Below are 26838 nucleotides of genomic sequence, written 5' to 3' on the forward strand. Positions count from 1 at the left end.
CGCCGATGTAAAGGTTTACATCATGCTTGCTCGACAATTTTTTTGGCTTCTTCGTTTGACCGTCGGGCGAACCTGTGTAACGTCCACGCAGCAAATCCCGAGGCCAAGCGTGTCCAATTCCCAGCCCGCAACCATTGAAGACGTCGCACGCATCGCCGAGGTGTCGATCGCGACCGTATCGCGGGCCATCCACATGCCGGAAAAGGTTGCCAAATCGACCCGCCTCAAGGTCAACCAGGCGATCGCGATCACCGGCTACACACCCAATGCGATGGCGCGCAGCCTGCGGCTCGGCCGCTCGAACATGATCCTCGTGGTCGCGCCCGATATCGGCGATCCGAACTTCTCCAGCATTCTGGTGGGTCTCGAAAACGAAGCGCGCGCCCATGGTTACGGCGTGCTGATCGGCCATACGCAGAACGACGCCCAACGTGGCCTCGAATATCTGAAGTTCTTCAATTCCAACCAGGCCGCGGGCATGATCCTGTTTACGGGTATCCTTCCCTTTGGCCATCAAACGCTGACGGCCCGCCTGCCGCCGACGGTCGGCGTCTTCGAGCCGGTCTTCAATGGCGGCATCCCCTATGTTGGGGTCGATGACGTCGAGGGTGCGCGCAAGGTCGTCGACCTGCTCATCTCCGAAGGGCACCGGCGCATCGCCTTTATCGGCGATTCCAACACCCGCCTCGCCTATGGTCGGCGGCGGCAGGGATATGAAGCCGGGCTTGCGGCAGCCGATATCGCCATCAATCGGCGTCTCATCATGGAAGGCGACGGCACCGTGGAAAGCGGCAGGCTGGCGCTCGAGCAACTGTTCATGCGCGACGACCTGCCGACCGCCTTCATGTGCGTCAACGACCAGACCGCGCTTGGCGTGACGCTTGGCCTGCGGGCCCGCGGCTACGACATCCCCGACGATTTTTCCGTCACCGGCTTTGATGATGTCCCGCAAGCAAGTTTCATGACGCCTTCGCTGACGACCATACGCCAGCCCCGCACCGCCATCGGCAAGCACGCGATGGCGCTGCTTCTGGAGCTGCTCTCGGACCGCGCAGCCTCCGAAACCGAAATCCTGCTGCGCCCCGACCTGGTGATCCGCAACTCCGTCGGCCCGCCGCCGGCACGGCGATGACGCGACATTCCCATCCCTTCTGAAAACGGCTGCCCGGGCTTCCGGCGATGATCCACTGCCCCCGCGCCTTTGACGTCGCGATGGAACCGTTTGCGCTCAAATCGGTTCTCCCCGTGTGAAGTCAAAGGAGCAACGAAGATGGATCATACTGGTCACGTACGCCTCGCAGCCACCGAACTGACGCCGGCGATTTTGGAAGGGGCGACTGTTTACGGAGCGGACGACGATAAGGTCGGCACGGTCGACCACATCCACGGCGTCGGCACGGCGAGCACCGTCATCATCGACGTCGGCGGCTTCCTGGGCATCGGCGCAAAACCCGTTGCCGTGCCGCTTGCCGATCTCGATTTCATGCGTGACGAAGACGGCGACGTCCACGCCGTGACGACGTGGACCAAGGACCAACTCAAGGAAATGCCCGAGCATTACGACTCGTAGCGTGGCTCTTACACACAGGCCTGGCAGGGACACCTGAGCTTTCCAGCCTGTGGAGTCGTACAGAGAGTGCGGCGGCGGTCAAATGCATCCCTGGCCGCCGCATACGGCAGGACACCCCATCCCGCAGCGCGGTCTCCGCTGGAACCGACCCTCCTCATCACGCAACGATAACAGTCTCATCGTCGACGAGGATTCGCGAACCGACGTCGCCGCGTCCTTCGCCCATTGCGGCAAGCCTTGCCTCATGTTCCTTGCCCCACGTCGACAGGACCGTGACCGCGTCGTTGAGGGTCTTGCCAAACTCCGTCACCGAATACTCGACCCTTTGGACGGCGCCCGGGAAAACCTCGCGGCGAACCAGGCAATCGGTTTCCATTTCGCGAAGTTGCTGCGTCAGCACCTTTTCACTGATCCCCGGGAGGAGCCGTCGCAATTCGCCGAACCGGCGCGGCTCGATGTTGACCTCCCACAATATGAGCGTCTTCCATTTGCCGCCGATGGCATTCAACGCCGATGCAAAGCCACATTCATCCTGCTGCAACCGTTTCACGCGCCATGCTCCACTTCCGGCTTACCGCTTACTTTAAAGTGCGTAATTTACAGGCTCCGAAAACCGCTCCTATTAGACGGCAGCTTTCAATCGGAGTTGTCGTTCATGATCAATATAGGTGTTGCCGGCGGTGGGCGCACTGGCCCCGCGCGCGCGCGGATATCTGCAGCAAGTTATCCGCTGGATGAACTCGCGGTCTTGGCGAGGTATGCGCCATGACCACAAGCGATCGCCTGCAAGACAATGGGCGGCCGCAGGACACGGAACGCGCCGGCAAGAGAACGGCAAGCTGTGCCTGCGGTGGCCTGAAGGTGACCGTGAGCGGCGCCCCTGCCCGCGTTTACGCCTGCGCGTGCCTGGAATGCCAGCGCGCGACGGGATCGGGCTTCGCCTACCGCGCCCGATATTCCAGGGCGTCCATCGCCATCGAAGGGGAACGCCGGGTGTGGCGACGCGGCAGCGACGCCGGCCGCTGGGTGGACCAGACCTTCTGCCCGACATGCGGAACGCTCGTCTACATGGAGGCGGAGGCACTGACGGACGCGGTGGTGATCTCCGCGGGCTGCTTTGCCGATCCGGACTTCCCGCCACCGGCCGCCATCTTCTGGGCCTCGCGCCGGCACAGCTGGTATGATCTGACAGAGGGTATCGAGACATTTGGATAGGCGGCCGGTTAAGAAAGAAGCGTCCAGCCCGTCCGCCGCGGCCAAGGCCGCGGCGTAACATCGGCGAGCCGTTCAGCGCGTCTCGGTATCCGCCCGTCGGGCAACAAGCCCTAAGTCCTTGGCGCCTAGTTTGCCGATGGCGGAGAGGATTCGATAAGCTCCGACCACCGTATCGCGCTCGGCATTGGCGAGTTTTACCTGGACCTTGATCAATTCAGCTTGGGCTTGGAGCACGTCGAGGAGGGTGCGCTGGCCGATTGCTTGTTCTGCCATCATGCCGTCCTTGGCCATTGTTGCCGCCTTGACGGATGCCCGGTTGGCGGACGCGGTCGCGAGGGCTCCCTGGTATTGCGCCCAGGCCGAGGCCGCCTTCGCCTGAACTTCGGCGTGCTGAACGTCGACGGTGAAGTTCGATTTGCCGAGGTCTTCCTTCGAGCGCCGTATCTCGGCCTCCACCTTCCCTCGCTGATAGATGGGTACCTTGAGCTCGATGCCCGCCTTTTGCTCGGTCGCCGATCCGTCGAACGCCATTGCGTCGATCGCGCTGTTGCGTTCGCCTCTGCCGATCCCGATCGCACCCTTGACGGTCGGCAGGAGCTTTCCCTCGCTGACGGCGACATTGAACACCGCGCCTTCGACGAGGTGCCGCTTCGCCAGAAGGGCGGGATGCTGCTTGGCGGCGATCGCCAGCGCCTTATCGAGATTGGCGGGCAGCATTTTCATGGGGACCTTTCCGCCCGTGAGCTTGCCCGGTTCGTCGCCGATGATCTGCCTGTAGGTCGCCTGGACGCGCTTGGCTTCGGCATGAGCGAGGCTCAGTTCCGCCTCGGCCGCGGCGCGGCGTGCCTCGGCTTGCGCGATGTTCGTTCGGGTGCGTTCGCCGGCCTGGTGGCGGGCGATCTCGGATCGCTTGAGTTCCTTGAGGAAATCGAGGTCCTGCTTGCGCAGCACAACGATGCGGCGCGCCAACACCACGTCCATATAGGCCTCGGTCGCCTCGAACAGGATGTTTTGCTCGGTGTTGCGCGTGTTCTCCTCGGCGGCGCGCTGCCGCGCCTTGTTGACCTCGACATTGTTGGTCGTCTGCAGTCCGTCGAAGAGGGTCTGGTCGAGGACGATGCCGAACGTGCCGCGATTGGTGGCCGCGCTCGAATCGTAGCCGATCCCACTGCGCCAGGCGATTTTCGGATGCATCGCCGACCGGGCGATGTCGATGTCGTACGCGCTCGCCCGTGCTCCGGCGCGCGCTGCATTGAGCGTCGGGTTATTGCGGTAAGCCTTCGCCAGGGCACTTGAAAGCGGCTCGGCCTGAGCCTCAGCCATGGCAATCGGCGCAATCATTGCAACCAGGGCCACCAGTATGCGTTTCATCGAACAGGTATCTCCGTTGGGAAGCCGGATCGCGCGCCAGCAGGCGCGACAATCCGGATCGAGGGCACGCCGACGCTCGTCGGGCGGCGTCAAGGGATGGCGAGCAACCGAGCGGCGTTTGGCCGACGGGATCGGCAGGGATAGCGCCCCTTGAATTTGTCGCCGCCGGACCCCTCGCGAAAAAATATCGTGCCGCCGCGAATCCTTCTTCGGGTTCGGCGCCTCTTATGACTGAGACGACGGGTCTCGGTTTGCACCGGAGGTGTTGCATGGCATTTTTTCGCAAGAATATCGGTAGAGCGCAGCAGACAGTGCGGATTGGCCTTGGGATCGGTGCCGCTGTGCTGGCATACAGTTTCCTGAGTGGTTGGATCGCCCTCCTGGTGGGCGTATCGGCCCTCACCTTCGTCCTCACGGGCCTCATCGGCTACTGCCCGGCCTGTGCCGTTGCCGGGCTCCACGATCGGAGCAAGCCATGAACACCAAGGCGGTGACGACCGAAACGTTCGAAGCCGCCCGCCACGGCGATCGCAATGCGATCGTCCGGCTGCTCGAGCGGACCCAGCCTGACATTCGCCGCTACGCCCGGGCAACTTGCCGCACCGCCGATGTCGACGACGCGACGCAGGAGGCGCTCTGGCTTCTGTCGCGCCATGTCGGCGCGATCCGGGCACTCGCGACCCTGTCGAACTGGTTGTTCAGCGTGGTCCGGCGGGAGTGCCTGAGGCTCGCCCGACGCAGCGGTTTGGTCGCCGACATCGATGAAGACGCGCTTGAAACAAGCCTGGTGCAGCGGCCGGAACACGTGTTGCGTCTCGATCTTGCAGCGGCGTTCGAGGCACTGCCGCCGCAGTATCGAGACGTCGCTCTGATGCGCGACCTCCAGGAGATGACGATCGACGAGATCGCCACGACGCTTCATCTTTCGCGACAGGCGGTGAAGGCGCGACTGCACCGCGCACGCCTGCTACTGCGAGAATATTTGGCGGGCTGACCACTCAGGAAGATTGCTGCGTTGTCAGCTCCGGAAAGCCAGGCACATCACGCTGCCGCGGTCTCCTTCGCGATTTTCGGAAACGCCAGATCTACCACCAGGCCGCCGGCCGCTGCTTCTGCGAGTTCGACGGAGCCGCCGTGCGCCATCATGATCTGGGTAACGATGGCCAGCCCCATGCCTGTTCCCTCGCTGGCGTTGGTGTTCCCGCGCACAAACGGCTTCAGCATTTTCTCGCGCTCAGCAGCCGGGATCCCCGGTCCTTCGTCGGTGACGCGCACGAGGCGGGATTGGAGAACCTCGACCATGAGCACCTCCGTCCCGCGTGCGTGTCGCATTGCATTGATGATCAAATTATCGAGGGCCACGCGGATGGCCGGTTCGGAACCGGAGACCATGACCCGCCCTTCCGCCTTGAGCTCTATCTCCATGCCTTGCTTCATCGCCAAGGGCACATGTTCGGCAATGACCGCGCGCGCAATGGCTGCGAGATCTATCATGGTGAAAGTCAATGCCTGGCCGGACAGACGCGCCAGCTGCAAGGACGTCGTGACGATAGACCCAAGGCGCGCCGTGTCGCGAACAAGGACCTCCCTCACCTCCGGGTCCTGAACCAGGTCGAGCTTTAATCGTAGCTTGGTCAGCGGCGTCCGCAGCTCGTGGGATGCATTGGCAAGAAAGTGTCGCTGCGCTTCGAACGCGTTGTCGATGCAACTGAGCGCGTTGTTGAACGCGGCCACCATCGGCTTCAGTTCTACGGGCGTGTCGCGGTCCGATATCCGGCGACCACCCGGCAGACCATCGATCTGCTCGGCTGAATCGACAACCCTTTTTACCGGGATTGCGATGGTGCGCTTGACCGCGAAGACAGCAATCGTGGTCGTGGCGACGAGAACAATACCCAGAAGGTGATAGAGCCCCTGCGGCCAAATTTCGCGCAGGATCACGAGCAGCGTTTCAGCGTTCGAAAATGTCACTCCGCCGATAACAGCCAGTTTGGGGGGATCTTCTGCGCTCAGTTTTCGCAGACCCAGAAACTGCTCATCGCCCTTCTTATAATAAAACTGAGAGGAAAAGACCTGAGGAGAGGTGGTTTCGATGATGTTTCGCACCGTCTCCGGCACGGTGCCATGTACGATCGATTGCTTTCCGTCACTGAGAAAATACCAGAATTCGGGTTGCTCTTTGGAGAGCCTGAGGATCTTCTCGACGATGACCCCATCCACCTCAAGAACAAACTTCCCGGTCTGGTCGTAACTCACTCCGTCCTGGAGAAGTTTGACGACGATGTCGAGTGCGACCTGTTTCCTGCTCTGCGCATCCATCACCATGGATACCGTGATGGTGAGGACAGTGCTGATCACCATCACCAGCACCATGCCCAAAACGAGCACGCTCGCCACCGGAAAGGCGATCGAATTTTGACGTTTCATCATTCCTGCACCAGCATGTAGCCGATCCCGCGAATGGTCCGGATCGTTGCGTTGCAGTTGCCCTCACGCAGCCGTTTGCGGAGCCGCGAGACATGGGAATCGAGCACGTTGGACTCAATCTCCTCGTCGATGTTGTAGACGGCCGCTTCCAGGTTATCGCGCTGTACGACGCGGCCCGCTCGCCGGATTAGCGCTTCCAAAACGGCGAGTTCGCGCCTTGGCACACACAGTGCATTCTCACCGATCATGGCGGAGCGGTTGACGAGATCGAACGACAGATTGCCGAACTGCGTGGCGCCGGTCTCATCCAGGCTGTAGCGGCGAAGCACGGCGCGCGCCCGCGCAATCAGCTCCATCGGCTCGAAGGGTTTGCCGACATATTCGTCTGCGCCTTTGTCGAGCGCAGACACGATATCGGTCGGGTCGTCCAATGCCGTCAGAACGAGCGTTGCCGGCCTCGGACGGAGCTGTCGCAGCGTCGGCAGCAGCGACAGACCGTCCCCATCAGGAAGGTTGCGGTCGATGACGACGAGATCGAACTTGAAGGCAAGCAATGCCGCCTCGGCATCCGCAAGCGTCTCAAACACATCCGCAACGCCGATCGCGGCTTCCAGCATGGCCTTGAGCGAAGACGCCAGTTCACGATCATCTTCTACGATCAGAATTCGCATGTTGCCTACCAATATCGACTAGAATTGAGTTCTGAAGGCGCAAAGCTTTTTTAAGGAAAACAAAAGAGAGCTCTAAACAACATGCCATAGGTCATGTCGCAGTCGCCCAATTGAAACAGTTTTCTCTAAAACAGCTGGCGTCCCTGCGGATTAATCGTAGGCATACACCGGAGGATCGTAATCGCGTCCTCTACGGCGTTCATCGGACATATCAAGACGTTGCACGCAATTGGCGTAAGCATCGGTTCCCGGCACGAATCCGTACTCCGCACAGCGGTTTTTGTATTCTACGGTTTCGCATCCCGCCAGCACGATCAGCAGGCCTGCTGCAATAAAAAGACGCATAAAGTGACCTCGATTATTTCTCATCTTGTGGGTGCCTAGATCCCACTGCCACCTTGTGACAATGTTACGAGACGTACGTGCAGTCCGCCTCAACGGTTGCCAATGGAAGGCTTTGTTTTTTCGGCAGAATCGGCTGCATCTGTCGCAGTCACGGGGAGCTTGCCTCCCTTGTCCGTCCAGGACGGAGGCGCGCCGATCGAGGCGCCGATCATGCCGACGACACCCGGCGCACGGCCAAAGTTCTCGCAGATCGCAGAACCGGGTTTCCCGCCAAACGACGTGCGAATGTCGTAGCCGGACGGCAGGCGCAGATCGAAATTTCCGGGTTCTTTGCCGGCGACGATCATTCTTGAGAAATCTTTGCCGAACGCGGCGGCCAGGTCGTAGGCGTCGCCAACCGGCGAAACGCGCGCTTCGCTTGTAAACGAGTTGGCGCCCTTCGACCAAACGATCGCAGCCCTTTGCTTACCGTCTCGATCCACGGCTTCCGCTTCGACCGCGAGCCCGCCAAGCCCGAAGGGCAGTCGCGGTAAGCCGACCGGCAGAGCCAGCGAACTGCCGATGGAAATCGCCTTGGCGGCACCGGCGACCGACGGCTCGGTCGGGACGATGTCCGTAACGGCCGTTCGAACCGTCAGATCCGCGGGCGTGCCGAACGGAACGATCTCATACTTCTCGCTCATGGTGATGCAAATCGCGCGGTCGATCGCGTTCGTTAAAAGCAGGCGGTCCTTCTGCTTCTCGACACGCTTTTGCGCAGCCGCGGCCAAAGCCGTCGGCGCGATGCTCACGGTCTTGACGTCCTTCAGGCCGTCCTTGCTGAAGTAGACCCTTTTCTTCTCGAATTTCCCCTTGGGCGCGCTGAGGTTGCTGTAGGAAGTCAGCGTCCCCGCTTCCGTCAAAGGAACGGTCGTACATCCCCCAAGCACGAGCATGATCGGCACCAATATTGCGATCCCCCGACCGCCCGCCGCATGTGCCCTTTTTCTAGCCAGCTTGCCGCTGTTCTTCGTCTCACCGCACGTCATTTGCCCGAAATCCTCGTTGTCTAAAACGAGCGCCGATTGGGGCCTTGCACCTTGTGAAAACATTACGAATTCAGATCGATCAAACTGACGCCCACCTGAATTCGAGATCCAGAATTCAGAAAATCAGCCATAGGATAGCGTAATGTTCCGGCAAGAGAACAATAAGACAAAGATGCACAGTGATTTTTACCTGGAGTATATTCATGTACCTCTTCATGTTTTTTAGCGCCTTGATCGTATTCCGCATCTTATTTCTGAGTTCATGCTCTATTTACTTGGAACTTAGCGAAACGAACGCACAACGACAAGCAGACCCCATCTGGTAGGACTGATGACCGTCCCGCCATCCTGGACATCGGATGTCTCGGACGGCGAGAATCCATGTCGGCGGCAGGAAACCACCGGCGCTACCTCTTACAGAAACCCGGCCTTCGACCGATGATAGGTCAGGGCCGCGCGCAAGCAGAGCATCAGTGGCTCGCGCGATAGAGCGCCCGTGGCGGGCACGATGAGGGCGCGATTGCCCTCGAATGCGAAGTCATCGGCAAAATGCGCCCGGAACGTCTCAACAAGCGTTGTCTTGCAGTTGAAAAGCACCGCGCATTTGTCCGGTTCCGATTTGGTGGTGCCCAGCCTGATGGTGCTCCCGCTCTTGCTTGCCTCGGTCAGATAGGCCGGCTCGCCCCATTTGAGCGTTTCGGTGAGCGCGCCGATATCTTTCGTTTCTGCGGCTACCGAAAATACAATCTCACGGATCTCCAACAGACGCGCTCGCACCGGTTCGGGGTAGCGCGATAACGCTTCGGCAACGGGTCGGGGGAGAGGTGGCGCCTTCATGACACTGCCTTGAGGGGCAGGTGAATATCGGTGCGCAGTTCGTTTTGCGGCACTTCGCGCGGATCGTTGAGATAGGCTTCGAAGATCGGCGCATCGTCCGGCTCATAACCAGATGCAGGCAGCCATACGCCCAGAAGCCACCGATAGGCGCCGCGCATATCGGCATAGGGTCCCTTGTAACGCAGCTTCGCATATGGCCCGCCGCGCAGAACCGTCTCCACCAGTGGCGCATCGATCGTGTCGGATTTTGCCACAGGCAGGCAGGCGCGCGAATGCAACTCCGCCTCGGGTCCAAGATCGGGATCGTCGAAGAACACTCCAAGCATGGCGGGCTCTGCCGGCAGGGAATGGCGGTCGACAAGCGCGGCAAAGAGCCGAGCCATGGCGTGGTCAATTTCCATGTAGGAACCGATGTGATTGATTCCGGCGCAGCGGCGTTCCGGCAAGCTCTCCACCACGACGGGAAAGGCGGCTGCTTCGCTGGTAGCATGTGCGGCCCTAAAGGCAGCGTGCGAGCCTGCCTCACGGTAGGCGGCCGGGCTCACGCCGAAGGCGCCCTTGAAAGCCCGCCCGAATGTGTCGGTCGAGCTATACCCGGCACGCGCGCTGACCGCCTCGATTTCGAGGTCGGAATTGGCCAACCGATCGGCAGCGCGCTGGAGCCTCAACCTGCGGATCGTCGCGACAATGGTTTCTCCACGCATGGCCGAATAGATGCGGCTCCAGTGATAGGACGAAAGGCAAGCGACTTCCGCCAGCCGATCGAAGGAAAGATCATCCTCAAGGTGGGCATAGACGTAATCGACGACCCGGTTGAGGCGTTTGTTGTAGCTTTCCTGATTGCGCATAAGGGGCCCTTGTCATGCTTAAAATCATAGAAAGTCTTGCACGGCACGGGCAGGCAAATCCTGCGGAAATGAAAAACGGCCAACGATACTGAGAGTTGAGCGGCTATGCCTTCAATTAGAGGCAGGACGGTCCTACAAATCAATAGAGGTGAAGCCTGGCTCGCCCAGACACTCGAACGCGTCCGGGGTCGAGGCCCATCCAGCAGAGAGACTGACGCGCTCATGCCAGGCAACCACGCTGCCTGAACGCCAAGAAACAAAAAGGCCGACAAAACGTATGTTTTGTCGGCCTTTCCTTTGTGCCTGCGCATCGCCGCGGCCATCAGCCGGGCAGATTATTTTCCGGTCGCGCTTGCCGGTGGCTGCGTGACCGCCTTCAGTTCGCCTTCCTGAAGATCGGCCTCATCGGCAAGAATGGCTGTCGCCTCCGTCAGCAGGACATCCTTTACGTTCTTGCGGGCTTTCTCCATGGCGATATCGGCACTCAGGCTGCGCTCGTCGGCGTTCAGACCATCGTCGTCACCGGCATCGTCCGCGTCGCTTCCCTGCCGAGACTTGAGCCGCGCTTCGCGATCCTTCATCTCCTTACGACGTTCGGCTTCGTTGAGGGAGATAGTGCCCTTTTCGCGCTGCGCCTTGATGTCGGCGATGTCTTCCAGCAGGCGCTGGAATTCCGGGTCGCTTGCAACACGGGCATCATGACGACCTTGCAGCGTGGGCAGCAGCGCCGTGACGGTGTTGGCGGGCGCATAGTCTGCCGGCTTGATCTCCGACCACGGCAGGGCATTGTCGTAGCTCGTCTCGCCGAAGCGCGTCGGGTCGGAAAGCCCCGGCAGGCTGATATCGGGCGTTACGCCGTGCAGCTGCGTGGTGCCGCCATTGACCCGGAAGAACTGGGCGATCGTCACCTTGAGCTCGCCGAATGCGGGTTTGCTGTTGCGAACCATCTGGTCGAGATCGACGACGGTCTGAACCGTGCCCTTGCCGAAGCTGGGTTCGCCGATGACGACACCGCGACCGTAATCCTGGATCGCCGCGGCAAAGATTTCGGAGGCAGACGCCGAGCCGCGGTTGATCAGGACGCCGACAGGGCCCGTCCAAATCGGCGCGGGAAACTCCGAGCTTGAGACCACGACCTTGCCGTCGCTGCTGCGCTGCTGAACGACCGGACCAGAGCCGATGAACAGGCCGGTCAGGGCAATCGCCTCGTCCAGCGAACCGCCGCCATTGTTGCGCACGTCGATCAGCACGCTGTCGACCTGTTCCTGCTTCAACTCTTCGAGAAGCTTTGCGACGTCGCGGCTTGCGCTTCGATAGTCTTTCTCTCTTTTGCGTCGGGCCTCGAAATCCTCGTAGAAGGCCGGCAGGGTGATCACCCCGATCTTGCGCGTGGCATCGCCCGCCTTCACGGACAAGACGGTCTTCTGCGCCGCCTGCTTTTCGAGGCTGATCTTGTCGCGCACCAGGGTGATGATGCGATGGGCGGCATCTGCTCCGGCATCCGCCGGCAGGACGTCCAGACGCACGACCGATCCCTTTTTGCCCCGGATCAGTTGCACGACTTCATCGATGCGCGTGCCGACCACTTCCTTTATCGGGCCGTCGTGGCCCTGCCCGACGCCGGTGATGCGGTCTCCGACCGCAAGCTTGCCGGAAAGCTGTGCCGGCCCGCCGGGCACGAGTTCGCGGATCGTCGTGTAGTCGTCGCGCTCCTGCAGCACCGCGCCGATGCCGACCAGCGAAAGCTTCATCGCAATATCGAAATCGGCCGAGGCGCTGGCGCCGAAATAGTCCGTGTGCGGGTCGACCGCGGTCGTGTAGGCGTTCATGAACGACTGGAAGACGTCGTCGCTCTTATACTTGTAAGCGCGCTCGAGCGCATTGGCATAGCGCTTGTCGAGCGTTTCGCGGATGGCGGCATCGGTCTTGCCGCTGAGCTTCAACCGAAGCCAGTCGCTCTTCACGCGCTTGCGCCACAGTTCGTTGCTCTCGGCTTCCGACTGCGGCCAAGGCGCCTTGTCCCGCAGCACCGAGTAATCCTCCTGCTTCGTGAAATCGAAGTCCTGCTTCAGCAGCTCGCGCGCGTAATTCATGCGGTCGACAACACGCTTGCCGTAGACGTTGAAGATCGCAAACGGGATCTTCAGGTCCTTGTGCTTGATGGCATCGTCGATCTCGTTGCGGTCAGGCTTGAAACTGTCGATGTCGGCCTGCAGGAAGAGCCCGCGATCCGGATCGAGAGAATCGATGAAGCTGTCCATGATCTTGGCCGACAGGGCGTCGTCGAGCGGAACGGGCTTGTAGCTGTAACGCGTCAGAAATTTTGCGCTCAACTGCGCGGCCTGTGCCTGCTGCTTCAGCGGCTCCAGAACAGGAGGCGAGGCAACGTCGGCATAGGCGGCCGGCGCGATTGCAAGAAATGCACCAAGGAAGACGTATGAAATGCGCATTCAGCGTTGACCCAATTCTTAATGCCGAGTGTCGAAGAGGATCTAGGTGAAGCAATTATGGCTTTTTGGCAACCGGATTGATCCGGTGTCGGGACCGGCCTTCCGGCAAGGCAAGCTTCTACCCGGGCCTAATGGAGCGAGCCAGACGCCCGGAACTCGCCCGGCGCGATCCCGTAAGCGCCCGCGAAAAGTCGATAAAACGTTGCAAGACTATCGAATCCGCAGGCATAGGCGACTTCGGTGACAGGCAAGGCGGGCCGCTCGACCAGAAGCCGCCGGGCCTCTGAAATCCGCATCGATGCCAGCGTGCGGGCAAAGGTCAATTCCGCGTGTTCGAACACGACATGCAGCTGGCGCACGGAAATACCGAGCTCGAGCGCTACCTTGGCCGGCGTCAGTTTCTGTTGGTGTTTGTCCCGCGCCATGATCTCCTCGGCGGCATAGCGCAGGCCCGAACGAAGGGCTGCGCGTACTTCGGGCATGCCGGGCGCCAGCCGACCGCGCGCCATGACCGCCAACCTGGCGATATGGGCCACCTCCGCGTCAGGGTTGGCCAAATGGGCATGCCTTTCGCTGATTGCGTTGAAAAGCGCCCGAAACGGCCGTGCGTATGCGGTCTCGGTGAACCGGGTGGCAAGCAGGTCGCGCGTCTGCCCACCGAGCATCAGCTCCTGGTCGAACGGCACCGTGATCACCCGGAAGTGAAATTCGTCATGACCGCCCGGCGTCGCGCGGTAGGGCAGATCGGAATAGCTGATCGCCATGTCACCGTCCTTGAAGGACTGGACGCGGTCGCTTCCCGTATCGAGAAGCCCCCCGCCCTTCACCTGAAAGGCAATGCAGAGGCTGTCGCCGGCGATGCGGGCGATGTCGGCTTCGGTCCGGCTGACATGGTAGGCCGAGGCGCGCATCTCCGACGTCACGGCGCTGCCGACACGATGCGCCTGGAAGGATCCCTTGAAGGCGCTGCGCTTTGCCGCCGGCAGTTCGATCGTCACGCCGAACAGGCTCTTGCCGCGCACCTCGCGCCATTGGTCGAAACGGTCTTGCGGAGCAATATCGTCGGTTGAAAAGCGGATCATGGTGTTCCGGCGTGTTCCCCTACGCCGGTTCGCGCCGGCTGCCCCGGTGGTATCGCGCCGCTAACGCGCGAATCAAGCGCGGCAACCTCCCGCCAGGCGTGCAATCCAGGCCATCTTCGCCAGCGCAGAACGAGGTCGCACATGCCTGCCGCGTCCGACGAGCCTTGGCAAATCCGTTCATTCCGAGCACGCATATGTCGATCTGCAGCGCGGGTTCGGGGCAGCCAGAACCAATCCACCATTTTTGGGCTGAAGGCGAATGGTCCGGGAGCTTGGTTTGTCAGGCTTTTCCCCCGGCGGGACAAGGGCTTCCACCGCCAGATCGCGATGAGAGTCTTCCGGCGCCGGGCCGACGATCGTTGCGCCTCTGCGCTGAATGAGAAGCGCCGGATCGCGGCACGCGGTATGGCGGGGATGTCGTCGCGGATTCGGTCTTCGATGAACGGACGAGAGGCGATCTGGGACGCGTCCTCTTGCTCCGGCACGGACCTCGGTTCGGCAGGATTCGTGACTATTTAGTTGCAACGCAGCGGCGACTCGAAACGCGGATGCGCGGCAACGGTGATTATTGAGGGGGCTCCCCGCGGGGGAGTAAGTGGGGTCGGCATGCATTTCATTGCAAGCGGTGCATCTTGCGCCGCAGGGTTTCTGCGCGTGGCAGTTTCCATCATTTTCGCAGCGCTCCTCGTGCGCGGCGAAAAGGCGTCTGTGCGCATCGAAACGGCCTGCGGGCATGTCTTTCGGGTCGCGGCGACCATACTTCTGTTGGTGTCGTCGGTTCTGACACTGCCCGACAGCGCCCGCGCGGCGTCTCCTCCCTTGATTACGGCGAATCCCTCCAATTCGACGATCTGCGCCGGCGCCAACACCAGCTTTAGTGTTACCGCATCCAACGCCACGAGCTATCAGTGGCAGGTGGATCAAGGATCCGGGTTCACGAACATCAACAATAGCGCGCCCTATGCCGGCTCAACCACAGCAACGTTGTTCATCACCGGCGCGACGGCGGGGCTGAATGGTTATGCCTATCGCGCCATGGCGATAGGTGCGGCCACGCCCGACGCCGAATCAAATCCCGCGACGCTGACCGTCAACAGTTCCCCCCAGGTTACGGGGCACCCGTCTGCTTCGACAATCCATGCCGGCGGCAACACGACGTTCGTCGCCACGGTTGCCAACGCCACCGGTTACCAGTGGCAGGTGGATCAGGGAGCCGGTTACACCAGCATCACGAACAACGCCCTTTATTCCGGCGCGACATCGGCAACGCTGTCCATCACCGGCGCGACCACGGGCATGAACGGCTACGTCTACCGCGTCATTGCCGTCGGCGTATGCACGCCGGTTACGGCCTCGTACGGTGCGGCCCTCACCGTCACACCGCCGCCGACGGTGACGGGCGTCAGTCCCTCAAGCGGTCCGACCGGAGGGGGAACGAGCGTCATCCTCACTGGCACCGATTTTACCGGCGTGACGGCTGTCACCTTCGGGGCGACGCCTGCAGCGAGCTTCACGGTCAACAGTTCGAACCAGATCACCGCAACCGCGCCCGGCCATGTATCCAGTACGATCGACATCCGGGTTACCACCTTGAGCGGGACCAGCACGACGTCGGCGGCGGATCAATTCACCTATGTTCCGCCGCCAACCGTCACGAGCGTCACCCCCTCAGCCGGTCCGACGGCAGGGGGAACAACCGTCATCGTGACCGGCACCAATTTCAGCGGCGCCACCGCTGTCACCTTTGGCGGGACGGCAGCAGCGGGTTTTACCGTCGACAGCGCAAACCAGATCACCGCAACCGCGCCCGCTGGTACAGGCACTGTTGACGTCAGGGTTACCACCGTCGGCGGGACCAGCGCGACCTCCGCGTCGGATCAATTCACCTATATTCCGCCGCCGACGGTCACCAGCATCAGCCCCACATCCGGTCCGACGGCAGGGGGAACAACCGTCATCCTGACCGGCACCAACTTCAGCGGCGCCACGGCGGTCACCTTTGGGGCGACGCCGGCAGCGGGTTTCACGGTTATCAGCGGAACCCAGATCACCGCAACGGCGCCTGCCAACGCTGCGGGCACGTTCGACATCCGGGTTACCACTGTCGGCGGAACGAGCGCGACCTCAGCGGCGGATCAATACACCTATGTTGCGCCCCCGACGGTGACGAGTGTCACTCCAACGAGCGGACCCATGGCGGGCGGGACAACCGTCATCCTGACCGGCACCAATTTCAGCGGCGCCACCGCTGTCACCTTTGGCGGGACGGTGGCATCGGGCTTCACGGTCAACAGCGCAACTCAGATTACCGTCACCTCTCCCGCGCACTTCGCGGGCACGGTCGATATCCGGGTGACGACCGCCGGCGGAACGAGTGCGACCTCGGCGGCGGACCAGTTTACCTATGTCCCGTCGCCGACGGTGACGAGTGTCAGTCCCACGAACGGATCAACGGCAGGGGGCACGAGCGTTGTCGTGACTGGCACCAACTTTAGCGGCGCAACCGCGGTTACCTTTGGAGGAACGGCGGCAACGGGCTTCACGGTGAACAGTGGAAGCCAGATTACCGCCACCGCTCCCGCTAGCTCCGCAGGCACTGTCGATGTCCGGGTGATCACCGTCGGCGGGACCAGCGCGACCTCAGCGGCAGACCAGTTCACCTATGTGGAACCGCCGGTCGCCAATGCTGCCTCCGCCACCGTCGCTGCCAACTCGACGGCCAACGCGATCGCGTTGAACATCGCAGGGGGAACGGCCGACAGCGTTGCGATCGATGCCGTCGCTACCCACGGGACGGCAAGCGCTTCGGGCGCGACGATCACCTACACCCCGACGGCCGGCTATTCGGGAACGGACAGCTTCACCTACACGGCCACCAACGTCGCCGGCACGTCCACAGCGGCGACGGTGACGGTCACCGTAACGCCGCCGGTGCTGGATCTGACGCCGGCCTCGACACCAAACGGGGTCGCAGGTACGCCCTACAGTCAAACCGTCTCGGCTTCCGGCGGAACTGCGCCCAATACCTTCACGTTGATCGCCGGCGCGACCCCTCCGGGCGTGAGCCTGGATCAGAGCACCGGCGAACTGGCCGGCACGCCGACGGCGACAGGCACGTTCAATTTCAGGATCAAGGCGACCGATCACTACGGCGCGACCGGCGACAGAGCCTATCAAATAACCACCGTCTGCCCGGCCGTTGCCTTCACGCCGTCGAGCGGAACTGCTTTCAGCGGCACCACCGGCGTGCCCTATAATCAGGTGTTTTCGGCCTCCGGAACGACGGGGGGATCATCCTTCACCTTCAGCAGTAATGTGCCGCTTCCTTCCGGGCTGACCTTCGACCCCGCAACCAACACGCTCTCGGGCACGCCGACACAGCCTGGATCACTCAGTTTCGCGCTTGATTTCACCGATGTGTACGGTTGCCCCTTCACTGCATACTATTCGATCAACGTGGCGTTTCCAGCGATCACTCTGGCCCCGGCAGCCAACGGGTTGCCCGGCGGAGAAACCGGCGTGGCCTACAGCCAGACGATCTCCGCTTCCGGCGGATCCGCCCCATATACATATGCTCTCGTGGGAGGCCTTCTGCCGGCAGGCGTGACCTTCGATGCGGCAACGGCCACGCTCAGCGGCACGCCTACGGCGGCGGGCAGCTCCAGCTTCACGATCACCGCGACGGATGTCTATGGCGCAGCTGTGGGCGTGACATACACACTTCCCATCACGCACCCGGCGGTCAACCTAACGCCGGCGGCAGGCGCCCTGCCCGGCGGCACGACCGGCATCGCCTACAGCCAGAGCATTTCCGCGTCCGGCGGAACCGCACCCTATAGCTATGCCGCAACCGGAACCTTGCCGACAGGCGTGACGCTTGACGGGGCAACAGGCACACTCAGCGGCACGCCGACGGCAACCGGGACCTCCAATTTCACCGTTACCGCAACAGATGCCTATGGTGCATCGAGCAATGCAGCTTATTCGCTGAGCGTTGCCTTTCCTTCACTTGCGATGACGCCCGTAGCCGGCGCTCTGCCCGGTGCCACGACCGGTCTTGCCTATAGCCAGACCTTCTCGGCGTCCGGTGGATCCGCACCCTACAACTATGCAATTTCAGTCGGAATCTTGCCTTCGGGACTGGCGCTCGACGGCGCGACAGGCACCCTCAGCGGTACCCCGACGGCGACCGGCAGCGCCAGCTTCACGGTCACCGCAACAGATGCCTACGGCGCATCGAGCAATGCAGCCTACTCGCTGACCGTCGCCTATCCGACCATAGCCGTGACGCCGGCGGCCGGCGCGTTGCCTGGCGGCACCACCGAGACGGCCTACAGCCAGACGATTTCCGCTTCGGGCGGAACTTCTCCCTACAGCTACGCGATCTCGGGCGGCCTTCTTCCGGCCGGACTGACGCTCGATGGCGCAACCGGCGCGATCAGCGGCACACCGACAACGGCCGGCAATAGCGGCTTTACGATCACGGCAACCGACGCCTATGGTGCAAGCGGCGCCGCCACCTATGCTTTGACGATCGTCCCGTCCCTGCAGGCGCCGATCTCCAACGCGGTCTCGACAACGGTCGCCGCCAACTCCTCGGCCAATGCGATCCCGTTGCAGTTCAGTGGTGATACCCCTGACAGCGTTGCGGTCGCCAGCGCGCCATCACACGGCACGGCGAATGCCTCGGGCACGACGATCAACTACACGCCGACGGCAGGCTATTCCGGCCCGGACAGCTTCACCTACACCGCCACCAATGCGGCGGGCACGTCCACGGCCGCGACCGTCAGCATCACGGTCACTGCACCCGCCTTCACGTTCTCGCCGGCGGCTGGAACCCTTGCCAGCGCGATGGCGGGCGAGGACTACCGGCAGCAGATCACGGCGCTCGGCGGTCGCGCACCGATGCTCTACAGCATCGCCTCCGGCACCCTGCCGCGGGGCATGGTGCTCAACGTCTCGACCGGCGAGCTCACCGGCCCGCTCGATGCGGCGAGCGAAGGCGACTACACGTTCACCATCCGCGCGGAAGACAGCAACCGCGCGACCGGAAGCGCGACCTATGGGTTGAAGGTGACGCCGCGCCAGACCACCGTCAGCGATCAGATCGTCGACGTGCCCGCCGGCTCCACACCGGCCGACGTCTACCTCAACCGCGGGGCAACCGGCGGGCCGTTCACCGACGCCGAGCTGACCTTCGTGGAACCGGCAAACGCCGGCAAGGCGACGATCATTCGCGGTCAGCTCGCCCAGGCCGGGCCGGTCGGCACACCCATCGGCTGGTACCTGCAGTTTACGCCGAACCCCGGCTTTTCCGGCAGGGCAAAGGTGGGCTTCCGCCTGACGAGCGCGCTCGGCGCCTCCAACACTGGCACCGTCACCTACAATCTCGGCTTTGCCGCAGCGCAGGTCGCCGAAGACATCGACGGACTTGTGCGGGGCTTCGTCTCGACCAGGCAGAACCTGATCAGCGAGAGCATCTTTGTGCCGGGGCTCCTCGAGCGCCGCCGCATGGGTGGGGCGACGGACCCGGTGACGGCGCGCATGACGCCGTCCGAAGACGGCATGACGGGAAACCTCAGCACCAGCCTCGCACAGCTCGACGCGGCCCGCGACAGCGCCGATGGGATAACCGGCGCGCAACTGCGCGCCTTCAATGCCTGGATCGATCTCGCCTTCCTCGCCCATAACCGGGACGAGAACGACAGCCAATGGGGCAGCTTCGCCATGCTCAACGTCGGTGCCGACTATCTGGTCTCGAAAAAGGCGCTGATCGGCCTGTCCTTCCATTTTGACCGGATGACCGACCCGACCGATGCCGATGCGGAACTGACCGGTAACGGCTGGCTCTTCGGCCCCAATGCGTCGCTGGAACTCGGCAAGGGTGTGTTCTGGGATACAAGCCTGCTCTATGGCGGCTCCTCCAACGACATCGACACCACCTTCTGGGACGGAACGTTCGACACCACACGATGGATGGTCGACACGGCGATCAAGGGCCAGTGGAGCCTCGACGAGGCGACGGTGCTGACACCGAAGCTGCGCGCCGTCTACTTCTCCGAAACGGTCGACGACTACACGGTGCACAACAGTGCGGGCGACAAGATCACCATCGATGGCTTCGACGAGGAGCAGTTCCGCGTCAGCCTCGGCGCCGAGGTCGAGCGATCCTTCACGCTCGACAACGGTTCGACGCTGACGCCGAAACTTGGTGCCACCGCCGGCTATTCGGGGCTCGACGGATCCGGCGTCTTCGGCAATCTGACGGCCGGGGTCTCGCTTTCGACCGCAGACCTGTGGCTGCTCGACTTCGGGCTGCTCTTCGACATCGAGGAGGACGGGCAAAAATCCGTCGGCGGACGCGCCCGGGCGAGCCGTCAGTTCTGACTTCTGGGGAGGCCGCCGAGGCATCGCCTCGGCGGTCGGCTGGCAAGCCCACGACATGCTCGGGCCGCGCTATGGATTTCAGATTGCATTCCGCTAGAGTCTTTAGGAAAACATGGCGGAAGAGGTTGCGACGAGCGTGGGCAACAGGGACTGGATTGCGGGTCTGTCCGTCGCCGGATTGATGCTGCCCGAAGCTGTTGCCTATGCCGGAATCGCCGGCCTGCCACCGCAGCACGCCGTCGTCGCGGCTATCGTCGGTTGCCTGACCTATTCCATCCTCGGCCGCAGCCGTTTTGCCATCGTATCCCCGACATCGTCGTCGGCCGCCATTCTTGCAGCGACGATCGCGGCGCTGCCCGGTTCGACGGCGGACAAGATGGCGCTGGTGACGGTGATGGTGGCGCTGACGGGTCTGCTCTTCGTCGCGGCCTTCCTGCTGCGGCTTGGAAACCTCGCAAGCTTCATCTCCCGCCCCGTCCTTCGTGGCTTCGCCTTCGGGCTGGCGGTCACCATCATCGTCAGGCAATTGCCCACCGTTACCGGCATTGAGGTGCCGGCAACCGACATCATCCACCAAATCGCCGGGCTTTTTGCGGCGCTGCCCCGATGGAACATCGTGAGCATCGCCGTCGGCGTCGCGGCCCTTGCCGCCCTCCTGTTGCTGCGGCGCGCTCCGTTTCTTCCCGGCGCTTTTCTGGTCCTTTGCGCAGGCATCCTGGCTTCCAGGCTGCTGGACCTTGCCGGCCACGGCGTGGCGGTGGTCGGGCCGATGTCTATCTCGATGACCTTGCCGTCGCTCTCGCTCGTCGAATGGAGCCAGATCCGGCAGCTTGTGCCCTACACCTTGCCGCTCGTTCTCATCCTCTTTGCCGAATCCTGGGGCACGATCCGGTCGCTTTCCTTGCGTCACGGCGAAAGCGTGACGGCCAATCGAGAACTGCTGGCGCTTGGCGCTGCCAATGCCGCCTGTGCCATCACGCAGGGCATGCCCGTCGGCGCCGGTTTTTCGGCGGGCTCCGCGGCCGAGGCTGCTGGTGCGCAAACCCGAGTGACGGCGCTCGTCGCCGCGGTCGGCCTTGCGCTGCTCGTCGTCCTTGGCGCCGATCTGCTTCAGAGCCTTCCCGAGCCGGTCCTTTCTGCCGTCGTCATAGCCGCCCTGGCGCATGCGCTCGATCCAAGGCCGCTTTTGCGGCTGTGGAAACTGAAACACGACATTGTCATCGCCCTGGCAGCGGCAGTCGGGGTCATCGCCTTCGGCGTCGTCAACGGCATCACCATCGCTGTCGCACTTTCGCTCGCCGTCTTGCTGCACAGGCTGGCCACGCCCTATGTCGCCTCCCTTGGTCGCCTGGGACAGGGCCATGACTTCGTCGACATCGCCCGCCACGCGGACGCGCAAACGATGCCGGGCATCGCCATCTGGCGTCCGGCGCAACCGCTGTTCTTTGCCAATGCGGATGCCATCCTGACCGAGACGGCCGCACGGATCGGCCACGACCAGACAGCACGCGCCGTCATCCTCAGCCTTGAGGAAAGCTTCGACCTCGACAGCACCGCGCTCGATGCGCTGATCGAATTCGACACGCTTGTGCGCGCCCAGGGCAAGCACCTCTATTATGCACGGGTGCATGACCGGGTCCGCGACATGATCGCCTTGGCCGCTCCCCCGCTTCTCACCTACCTCAGCTACAGCGTCGATGATGCCGTAGCTGCCGCCTCCCAACCCGAAACGACCGCGTCCCTGCCCGGAGCCGTTCGATGACCCCAAACTATGAGCCGCAACTGCAACCGATCGACATCGCCGAACTTCGCCCGACGCAGATCACCGTCGGCTTCCTCGAAGTCACCGAAAAACGACGCGAATGGCGCAAGACTGCCAAGCGGCATGGCGCGGAATTCCTGGGACATCATATGGTGCCGGTCGTGCTCGGCCCGAAGGAGCGACCGTATCTGGTCGACCATCATCATCTCGTGCGCGCCCTGCACGAGGAAGGCGTCGCGCATGTGCTGACCAGCATCGTGTTCGATCTCAGCCACCTGTCAAAGGACGAGTTCTGGTCGGTCATGGACCACCGCCACTGGATGTATCCGTTCGACGCACAGGGCCTGCGGCGATCGCACCAGGACCTGCCGCGCACGATCGCCGGCCTCGTCGACGATCCCTACCGGTCGCTTGCGGGCGCGCTCCGCCGCGCCGGCGGTTACGCCAAGGACGCAACGCCCTACAGCGAGTTCATGTGGGCAAACTTCCTGCGCTCGCGCATCGATGCAAAACGCATCGCCAATGACATCGATAAGGCCGTGCACGACGCGCTCGATCTTGCCCACGGCAAGTCCGCCAGCTTCCTGCCGGGTTGGTGCGGCGTCTCCGATTGAACCGGCGCCTCGCGGTTCGGGGCGCTGGGGTCTAGCGAGCAGCCGACGAATGCGCGGTCAGGATGAAGCGCCTGTAGACGAAGGTGCGGAGGCAGTTTCGCAGGTTGGCCGACTTGCGCTGGGCACGAGCGACCGGCGCATGGGACATTTTCTCGATCCCTTTGAAGCCCGCTTCCTCCAACAGACCGGAAAGCTGCTCGAACCGCAGTCCGCGACCGAAAGGCAGGGCACGCATGATCTCGGCATGGCGTTGGCTCAACGACCCGTCGTAATAGGGATCGGGCCCGGAAAACCTGTCGATCATGGCCACCAGGCGTTCGGCGAGACGCCCGATCGGAGAAGGCTGCGCCCAGTCCCCGTCATAGATCACCAGCTTCCCACCCGGTCGCAGCAGCCGGTGCCACTCGCGAAAGGTCGCCTCGGGCTCGATAAGCGTCCAGACGAGGTGGCGGCAAACGATCGCGTCATAGGCGGCGTCCGGCTCCATGGTGTTTTCGGCATCGGCAAGGATGAAGCGCAGCCGCGGTTTGCCGGCGTGTTTCGCCTTGGCGACGGAAAGCATCGCTTCGGAGAAGTCCAGCGCCGTGACGTCGTGACCGAGATCGTGGATGAGCCTTGTGACCTCGCCCGTGCCGCAGGCGAGTTCGAGCACGCGCAGCGGCTTCACGCCAAGGGTGGTGCGGATCGGTTCCTGCCAGGCGGAAAACTCGGCTTCAGACAGGATACCGTGGCCGAAAGCGAGATCGAAGGTTCTCGCGCGCTCCGACCAGTAGCTGCGGATCGCTTCCTTCAGATGAAAATTCGCGCGCCCTGCCCTTTCTTCGGTGTCGTTCGTCACTTTCCGAAACCGTTCCTGGCAAGGATCTCGTCAAACCGCTTGCGCGCCCGCGCCGGAACCTTGGCCGCCGCAAAGCCGGTGTCGACCTTCGCGTCGCCGACACGGATCACCATAACCATTCCCATCGCGAAATGGGGCGAACACTTGATCCCGTAAAACCCTTCCGCGTCGAACCGGATCTCAATCTCCTCGTTGATCCCGCCCTTGAAACCAGCGGCACCTTCGGGAACCATGCCGTCGACCGTCGCCGCGTTGTGGCCGCTGGTGGCAGCGATGAATTTCACCGTGTCGCCGGGGGCGACCTGGAGGAAGTCCGGCTCATAGACCATCGGTCCCGAAGCGTTACGGTTGAGCATCTTCACCTCGTGCATTTCGGCTTGGGCGAACTGAAAAGCGGTGAGAAACAGGGACAATCCGAGGAGAAGCACGCGCATGTAAATCCTTGCTAGGCTGAATGAAAGCGGAAGATGGAGGTTCCGTCCTCGGGGTCGACGACGATGCTCGCACGAACACCGAAGACAGCGGCGATCCGTTCGACGGTCAGGACTTCACGCGGCGGCCCCAGCGCCACCAGCCGGCCGACGGACATCATGCCGACGCGGTCGCAGCCAAAGGCCTGGTTGAGATCGTGCAAGGCGACCACGGAGGTTATTGGCAGGTCAGCCACCAGCTTCAGGATCGAAAGCTGGTGCTGGATATCCAGGTGATTTGTCGGCTCGTCGAGCAACAGAACCTGCGGCTGTTGCGCCAAGGCCCGCGCCAGGTGAACCCGCTGGCGTTCCCCGCCGGAAAGTGTTGCCCACGAACGGTTTTCGAAGCCCGCCATATCGGTATCGTCGAGCGCTTGCCCGACGATCCGGTCGTCTTCGGCCGACCAGGGCTGCAGCGGCGTGAGCCAGGGCGTGCGGCCAAGTTCGACCGCATCGCGAACCGAGATCGCTTCCGTCGTCTCGGCTTGCTGCTCGAGGAAGGCGATCAACTGGGCAGCCTGGCGGCGCGGCATGGCGTGCAGCATCTGCCCGTTGATCCGCACCTCGCCAGACGTCGACCGGACGATGCCGGCCAGCAGCCGCATCAAGGTCGATTTGCCGGAGCCGTTGGGGCCGACGAGGCCGAGTGTCTCTCCCTGCCGCACGGCGAGATCGACATGGGAAACGATCGCCTTGCCGCGGACGGACCAGCCGAGATCGCGTGCTTCCAGGATCATGATCGGCGCCTCCCACGGATAAGGATCAGGGCAAAGGCCGGTGCCCCAACCAGGGCGGTGATCACGCCGATCGGCAGCACCTGGCCAGGAACGATCGTCCGCGACAGGATATCCGCCGCGATCAGAAAGACCGCCCCGATGAGGGCGGTTGCCGGGCCGAGCCGGCCATGACGCACACCAACCAGGAAACGGGCCGCATGCGGTATCACGAGCCCGACGAAGCCGATGGAGCCGACGATGCTGACCATCACGGCCGTCACCAGCGCGGTAAGGCCGATCAGCACCACCTGGACGACCCGCACGGGCACGCCGAGCGAGGCGGCGGATTCCGCCCCGAAGGAAAAGGCGTCGAGCGCACGGGCATACCAGATGCAGGCGCCGAGCCCGACAAGGGCCACGGGCACGGCCAGCCAGACATCCGGCCACCGCGCACCGCTGAGGTTGCCGAGCAGCCAGAACATGATTCCCCGCGCCTGCTCCGCATTGGCCGACTTGGTGATGATGAAAGAGGTCAGTGCGTTGAACAGTTGCGATCCGGCGATGCCGGCAAGCACGATCTGCCCTGTTCCGCGCAGGGTGACCCCGCCACCGGCGGCACGGGCGAGGATCGCCACCATGAGGAAAGCCGTCACGGCGCCGACAAAGGCGCCGAGCGACATGGAGACCGCGCCGGCGCCGAGGCCGGCGACGGTGACAGCCACTGCGCCGGTCGAGGCGCCGGCGGAGATGCCGAGAAGGTAGGGATCCGCCAGGGCGTTGCGCAGGAGGGACTGGAGCACCATGCCCGAAACCGCGAGGCCCGCCCCGCAGCAGGCAGCAACGATCGCCCGCGGCAGGCGGTAGTTCCAGATGATCCCGACATCGATGGGATCGAGCCCATAGGTCGCGCCGAAAATCTTGTTCGCCAAGGTCTGGAGAACCGTCAAGACGGGTATCGGCGTTTCACCGATGCAGGTTCCGGCAAGAACGGCGGCAAACAGAGCCAATGTCCCCGTGGCTGCCCGGCCAAGCCGGGAAGCAGGGGCGCGCCGCGAGAGTCCGGTCTTCACTTCGCCAACCCGAAGTCCTTAAGCGCAGCTGAGAGAACTTCGATGCCGGCGACCGTTCTGATGGTGGCGTCCATCGCGTGCGCATCCATGACGACGATGCGGTTGTTCTTCACCGCGTCCATCTGGCTGGCAACCGGATCGGTCTTCAGGAACTCGAACTTCTTCAGGTAGTCGTCGGCCGGAAAGCGCCGGCGATCCATCTTGGCGATGACGATCATGGTGGGGTTGGCCTTGGCGATCGTTTCCCAACCGACGACCGGCCATTCTTCGTCCGAGCCGACCACGTTGCGGATGCCGAGCTTATCCATCATGTAGGCAGGCGCTCCCTTCCGGCCAGCCACATAGGGATCAATGTCCATCTCCGCGCTGGAGAACCAGAAGGCCGCAGACACATCCTTCAAATTGAGCGCCTTAGCCTGCTCGATGGCGTCGGCCTCACGCTTGGCGAGTTCTGCGACGAATGCCTCGCCCTTGTCTTGAACATCGAAGATCTGTGCGAGTTCACGCACGCCCTGATGGATGCTGGCAGTCGAGAAGAGCGCGCTGCGCGTGCCGTCCACACCCACCGAGTTGTCCTTGGCGACGCAGTCGGCCGGAAGGACATAGGTCGGAATTCCCACTTCGTGGAACTGGGTTCGGGTCGCAACGATCCCTTCGGGCCCGACGTGCCAGACGAACTGCACGGCGACGAGCCCCGGCTTCTTGGCGACGACGCTTTCAAAGCTCGGGTCGTTGTCCGCCAGGCGCGGAACCTTGGCATTGACCTCGGCAAATTCCGGCAGCACGTCATTGAACCAGACCGACGTGCCCGTAACCTTGTCGCCGAGGCCGAGCGAATAGAGAACCTCGGTTGCCGCCTGCCCGACGGTCGCCGAGGTCGCCGGCGCCTTGTCGAAGGTGATCGTCTCGCCGCAATTGTCCAGGGTCAGCGGATAGGCGGTGGGTTCGGCAGCAGCGGCGGTGGCGAAGAAGGCGAAGCCAGAGGCGGCAAGCAGGAAACGCGAAGCGGTCATGGCACATTGTCTCCGATCTGTTGATCGCGCGGATCGGAGGGGACGAGCCAGGACGCAATGATCGAACCGATGTTCTAGAGAACATCGACAGCCGGCACTTGTGGCGCGGCCAACGACATCG

The 26838-nt window shown here is 62.7% G+C and carries 23 protein-coding genes; 8 read left to right on the forward strand and 15 right to left on the reverse strand.

All coding sequences use genetic code 11. The annotated features are described in order from the left end of the window. The first annotated feature begins 109 nt into the window (after window positions 1–109). Window positions 110–1132 (forward strand): LacI family DNA-binding transcriptional regulator, encoded by a 1023-nt coding sequence (locus ACIQUG_RS31205; RefSeq protein ID WP_043612055.1) that lies wholly within the window; start codon window positions 110–112, stop codon window positions 1130–1132. Window positions 1133–1270: 138 nt separating this feature from the next. Beyond that, a complete protein-coding gene (locus ACIQUG_RS31210; RefSeq protein ID WP_043612058.1) occupies window positions 1271–1570 on the forward strand; it encodes a PRC-barrel domain-containing protein in 300 nt (99 codons plus the stop codon). A gap of 157 nt (window positions 1571–1727) precedes the next feature. Here the strand turns inward: ACIQUG_RS31210 and ACIQUG_RS31215 are convergent, their stop codons facing one another. Beyond that, complete coding sequence (locus ACIQUG_RS31215) at window positions 1728–2120, reverse strand: winged helix-turn-helix transcriptional regulator (protein WP_402326127.1); 393 nt, start codon at window positions 2118–2120, stop codon at window positions 1728–1730. A gap of 215 nt (window positions 2121–2335) precedes the next feature. Between ACIQUG_RS31215 and ACIQUG_RS31220 the strand changes: the two genes are divergently transcribed. Beyond that, the gene (locus tag ACIQUG_RS31220; protein WP_402326129.1) at window positions 2336–2785 is read left to right on the forward strand and encodes a GFA family protein; all 450 of its coding nucleotides are present in this window, start codon (window positions 2336–2338) and stop codon (window positions 2783–2785) included. Window positions 2786–2857: 72 nt separating this feature from the next. Here ACIQUG_RS31220 and ACIQUG_RS31225 read toward each other — a convergent pair whose 3' ends face one another. Next, entirely contained in the window at window positions 2858–4249 is a 1392-nt protein-coding gene (locus ACIQUG_RS31225; RefSeq protein WP_402326130.1) for a TolC family outer membrane protein, read from the reverse strand. A 176-nt stretch (window positions 4250–4425) separates the two neighbouring features. Here ACIQUG_RS31225 and ACIQUG_RS31230 point away from each other — a divergent pair, with 176 nt between their 5' ends. Both ACIQUG_RS31230 and ACIQUG_RS31235 read left to right on the forward strand, forming a co-directional pair. Then, a complete protein-coding gene (locus tag ACIQUG_RS31230) occupies window positions 4426–4635 on the forward strand; it encodes a DUF2892 domain-containing protein (RefSeq protein ID WP_205239610.1) in 210 nt (69 codons plus the stop codon). Next, window positions 4632–5150 (forward strand): RNA polymerase sigma factor, encoded by a 519-nt coding sequence (locus ACIQUG_RS31235; RefSeq protein WP_402326132.1) that lies wholly within the window; start codon window positions 4632–4634, stop codon window positions 5148–5150. The genes ACIQUG_RS31230 and ACIQUG_RS31235 overlap by 4 nt, the downstream gene beginning before the upstream one ends. A gap of 47 nt (window positions 5151–5197) precedes the next feature. Here ACIQUG_RS31235 and ACIQUG_RS31240 read toward each other — a convergent pair whose 3' ends face one another. The 8 genes from ACIQUG_RS31240 to ACIQUG_RS31275 form a co-directional block, all read right to left on the reverse strand. Further along, window positions 5198–6586, reverse strand: coding sequence for a sensor histidine kinase (locus ACIQUG_RS31240; protein ID WP_402326134.1), 1389 nt, complete (start codon window positions 6584–6586; stop codon window positions 5198–5200). Further along, window positions 6583–7254 carry a response regulator gene (locus ACIQUG_RS31245; RefSeq protein WP_402326135.1) on the reverse strand — a complete coding sequence of 224 codons (672 nt, stop codon included), beginning with the start codon at window positions 7252–7254 and terminating at the stop codon, window positions 6583–6585. The genes ACIQUG_RS31240 and ACIQUG_RS31245 overlap by 4 nt, the downstream gene beginning before the upstream one ends. A gap of 150 nt (window positions 7255–7404) precedes the next feature. Further along, window positions 7405–7599, reverse strand: coding sequence for a hypothetical protein (locus ACIQUG_RS31250; protein WP_192448441.1), 195 nt, complete (start codon window positions 7597–7599; stop codon window positions 7405–7407). 89 nt (window positions 7600–7688) lie between these two features. Continuing rightward, window positions 7689–8534 (reverse strand): DUF3313 domain-containing protein, encoded by an 846-nt coding sequence (locus ACIQUG_RS31255; protein WP_402326244.1) that lies wholly within the window; start codon window positions 8532–8534, stop codon window positions 7689–7691. 507 nt (window positions 8535–9041) lie between these two features. Continuing rightward, entirely contained in the window at window positions 9042–9464 is a 423-nt protein-coding gene (locus ACIQUG_RS31260; RefSeq protein ID WP_402326136.1) for a DUF1801 domain-containing protein, read from the reverse strand. Next, window positions 9461–10312: a GyrI-like domain-containing protein gene (locus ACIQUG_RS31265; RefSeq protein WP_402326137.1), complete on the reverse strand. Its 852-nt coding sequence runs from the start codon at window positions 10310–10312 to the stop codon at window positions 9461–9463. Before ACIQUG_RS31265 ends, ACIQUG_RS31260 begins: the two co-directional genes overlap by 4 nt. Before the next feature lie 335 nt (window positions 10313–10647). Continuing rightward, entirely contained in the window at window positions 10648–12762 is a 2115-nt protein-coding gene (locus ACIQUG_RS31270) for a carboxy terminal-processing peptidase (RefSeq protein WP_402326138.1), read from the reverse strand. Between the two features lie 128 nt (window positions 12763–12890). Then, window positions 12891–13784, reverse strand: coding sequence for a helix-turn-helix transcriptional regulator (locus ACIQUG_RS31275; RefSeq protein ID WP_402326245.1), 894 nt, complete (start codon window positions 13782–13784; stop codon window positions 12891–12893). 714 nt (window positions 13785–14498) lie between these two features. On the opposite strand from ACIQUG_RS31275, the gene ACIQUG_RS31280 reads away from it, so the two are divergent. From ACIQUG_RS31280 to ACIQUG_RS31290, 3 genes are all read left to right on the forward strand, one after another. Next, the gene (locus ACIQUG_RS31280) at window positions 14499–20234 is read left to right on the forward strand and encodes a putative Ig domain-containing protein (RefSeq protein WP_402326139.1); all 5736 of its coding nucleotides are present in this window, start codon (window positions 14499–14501) and stop codon (window positions 20232–20234) included. 112 nt (window positions 20235–20346) lie between these two features. After that, entirely contained in the window at window positions 20347–21996 is a 1650-nt protein-coding gene (locus tag ACIQUG_RS31285) for a SulP family inorganic anion transporter (protein WP_402326140.1), read from the forward strand. Continuing rightward, complete coding sequence (locus ACIQUG_RS31290) at window positions 21993–22610, forward strand: ParB-like protein (RefSeq protein ID WP_402326142.1); 618 nt, start codon at window positions 21993–21995, stop codon at window positions 22608–22610. The genes ACIQUG_RS31285 and ACIQUG_RS31290 overlap by 4 nt, the downstream gene beginning before the upstream one ends. A 31-nt stretch (window positions 22611–22641) precedes the next feature. Here ACIQUG_RS31290 and ACIQUG_RS31295 read toward each other — a convergent pair whose 3' ends face one another. From ACIQUG_RS31295 to ACIQUG_RS31315, 5 genes are read right to left on the reverse strand one after another with little or no spacing between them, the layout of a single operon-like run. Further along, window positions 22642–23448: a class I SAM-dependent methyltransferase gene (locus tag ACIQUG_RS31295; RefSeq protein ID WP_402326143.1), complete on the reverse strand. Its 807-nt coding sequence runs from the start codon at window positions 23446–23448 to the stop codon at window positions 22642–22644. Then, the gene (locus tag ACIQUG_RS31300) at window positions 23445–23882 is read right to left on the reverse strand and encodes a pseudoazurin (protein ID WP_402326145.1); all 438 of its coding nucleotides are present in this window, start codon (window positions 23880–23882) and stop codon (window positions 23445–23447) included. Before ACIQUG_RS31300 ends, ACIQUG_RS31295 begins: the two co-directional genes overlap by 4 nt. 11 nt (window positions 23883–23893) lie before the next feature. After that, on the reverse strand, window positions 23894–24655 hold the full coding sequence (locus ACIQUG_RS31305; RefSeq protein ID WP_402326146.1) for an ABC transporter ATP-binding protein: 762 nt from the start codon (window positions 24653–24655) through the stop codon (window positions 23894–23896). After that, on the reverse strand, window positions 24652–25704 hold the full coding sequence (locus ACIQUG_RS31310; RefSeq protein WP_402326148.1) for a FecCD family ABC transporter permease: 1053 nt from the start codon (window positions 25702–25704) through the stop codon (window positions 24652–24654). Before ACIQUG_RS31310 ends, ACIQUG_RS31305 begins: the two co-directional genes overlap by 4 nt. Continuing rightward, a complete protein-coding gene (locus tag ACIQUG_RS31315; RefSeq protein WP_402326150.1) occupies window positions 25701–26717 on the reverse strand; it encodes an ABC transporter substrate-binding protein in 1017 nt (338 codons plus the stop codon). Before ACIQUG_RS31315 ends, ACIQUG_RS31310 begins: the two co-directional genes overlap by 4 nt. Between the last annotated feature and the right edge of the window lie 121 nt (window positions 26718–26838).

Source organism: Ensifer sp. NPDC090286 (genome assembly GCF_044769565.1).
Lineage (GTDB): Bacteria > Pseudomonadota > Alphaproteobacteria > Rhizobiales > Rhizobiaceae > Ensifer.

Excerpts from the sequence above, each read along its gene's own strand:
- ACIQUG_RS31270 (WP_402326138.1), bottom strand. The coding sequence starts at position 12,762 with ATGCGCATTTCATACGTCTTCCTTGGTGCATTTCTTGCAATCGCGCCG.
- ACIQUG_RS31260 (WP_402326136.1), bottom strand. The coding sequence starts at position 9,464 with ATGAAGGCGCCACCTCTCCCCCGACCCGTTGCCGAAGCGTTATCGCGC.
- ACIQUG_RS31230 (WP_205239610.1), top strand. The coding sequence starts at position 4,426 with ATGGCATTTTTTCGCAAGAATATCGGTAGAGCGCAGCAGACAGTGCGG.
- ACIQUG_RS31290 (WP_402326142.1), top strand. The coding sequence starts at position 21,993 with ATGACCCCAAACTATGAGCCGCAACTGCAACCGATCGACATCGCCGAA.
- ACIQUG_RS31315 (WP_402326150.1), bottom strand. The coding sequence starts at position 26,717 with ATGACCGCTTCGCGTTTCCTGCTTGCCGCCTCTGGCTTCGCCTTCTTC.
- ACIQUG_RS31255 (WP_402326244.1), bottom strand. The coding sequence starts at position 8,534 with ATGCTCGTGCTTGGGGGATGTACGACCGTTCCTTTGACGGAAGCGGGG.
- ACIQUG_RS31300 (WP_402326145.1), bottom strand. The coding sequence starts at position 23,882 with ATGCGCGTGCTTCTCCTCGGATTGTCCCTGTTTCTCACCGCTTTTCAG.
- ACIQUG_RS31220 (WP_402326129.1), top strand. The coding sequence starts at position 2,336 with ATGACCACAAGCGATCGCCTGCAAGACAATGGGCGGCCGCAGGACACG.
- ACIQUG_RS31305 (WP_402326146.1), bottom strand. The coding sequence starts at position 24,655 with ATGATCCTGGAAGCACGCGATCTCGGCTGGTCCGTCCGCGGCAAGGCG.
- ACIQUG_RS31265 (WP_402326137.1), bottom strand. The coding sequence starts at position 10,312 with ATGCGCAATCAGGAAAGCTACAACAAACGCCTCAACCGGGTCGTCGAT.
- ACIQUG_RS31250 (WP_192448441.1), bottom strand. The coding sequence starts at position 7,599 with ATGCGTCTTTTTATTGCAGCAGGCCTGCTGATCGTGCTGGCGGGATGC.
- ACIQUG_RS31245 (WP_402326135.1), bottom strand. The coding sequence starts at position 7,254 with ATGCGAATTCTGATCGTAGAAGATGATCGTGAACTGGCGTCTTCGCTC.
- ACIQUG_RS31210 (WP_043612058.1), top strand. The coding sequence starts at position 1,271 with ATGGATCATACTGGTCACGTACGCCTCGCAGCCACCGAACTGACGCCG.
- ACIQUG_RS31285 (WP_402326140.1), top strand. The coding sequence starts at position 20,347 with ATGGCGGAAGAGGTTGCGACGAGCGTGGGCAACAGGGACTGGATTGCG.
- ACIQUG_RS31235 (WP_402326132.1), top strand. The coding sequence starts at position 4,632 with ATGAACACCAAGGCGGTGACGACCGAAACGTTCGAAGCCGCCCGCCAC.
- ACIQUG_RS31240 (WP_402326134.1), bottom strand. The coding sequence starts at position 6,586 with ATGATGAAACGTCAAAATTCGATCGCCTTTCCGGTGGCGAGCGTGCTC.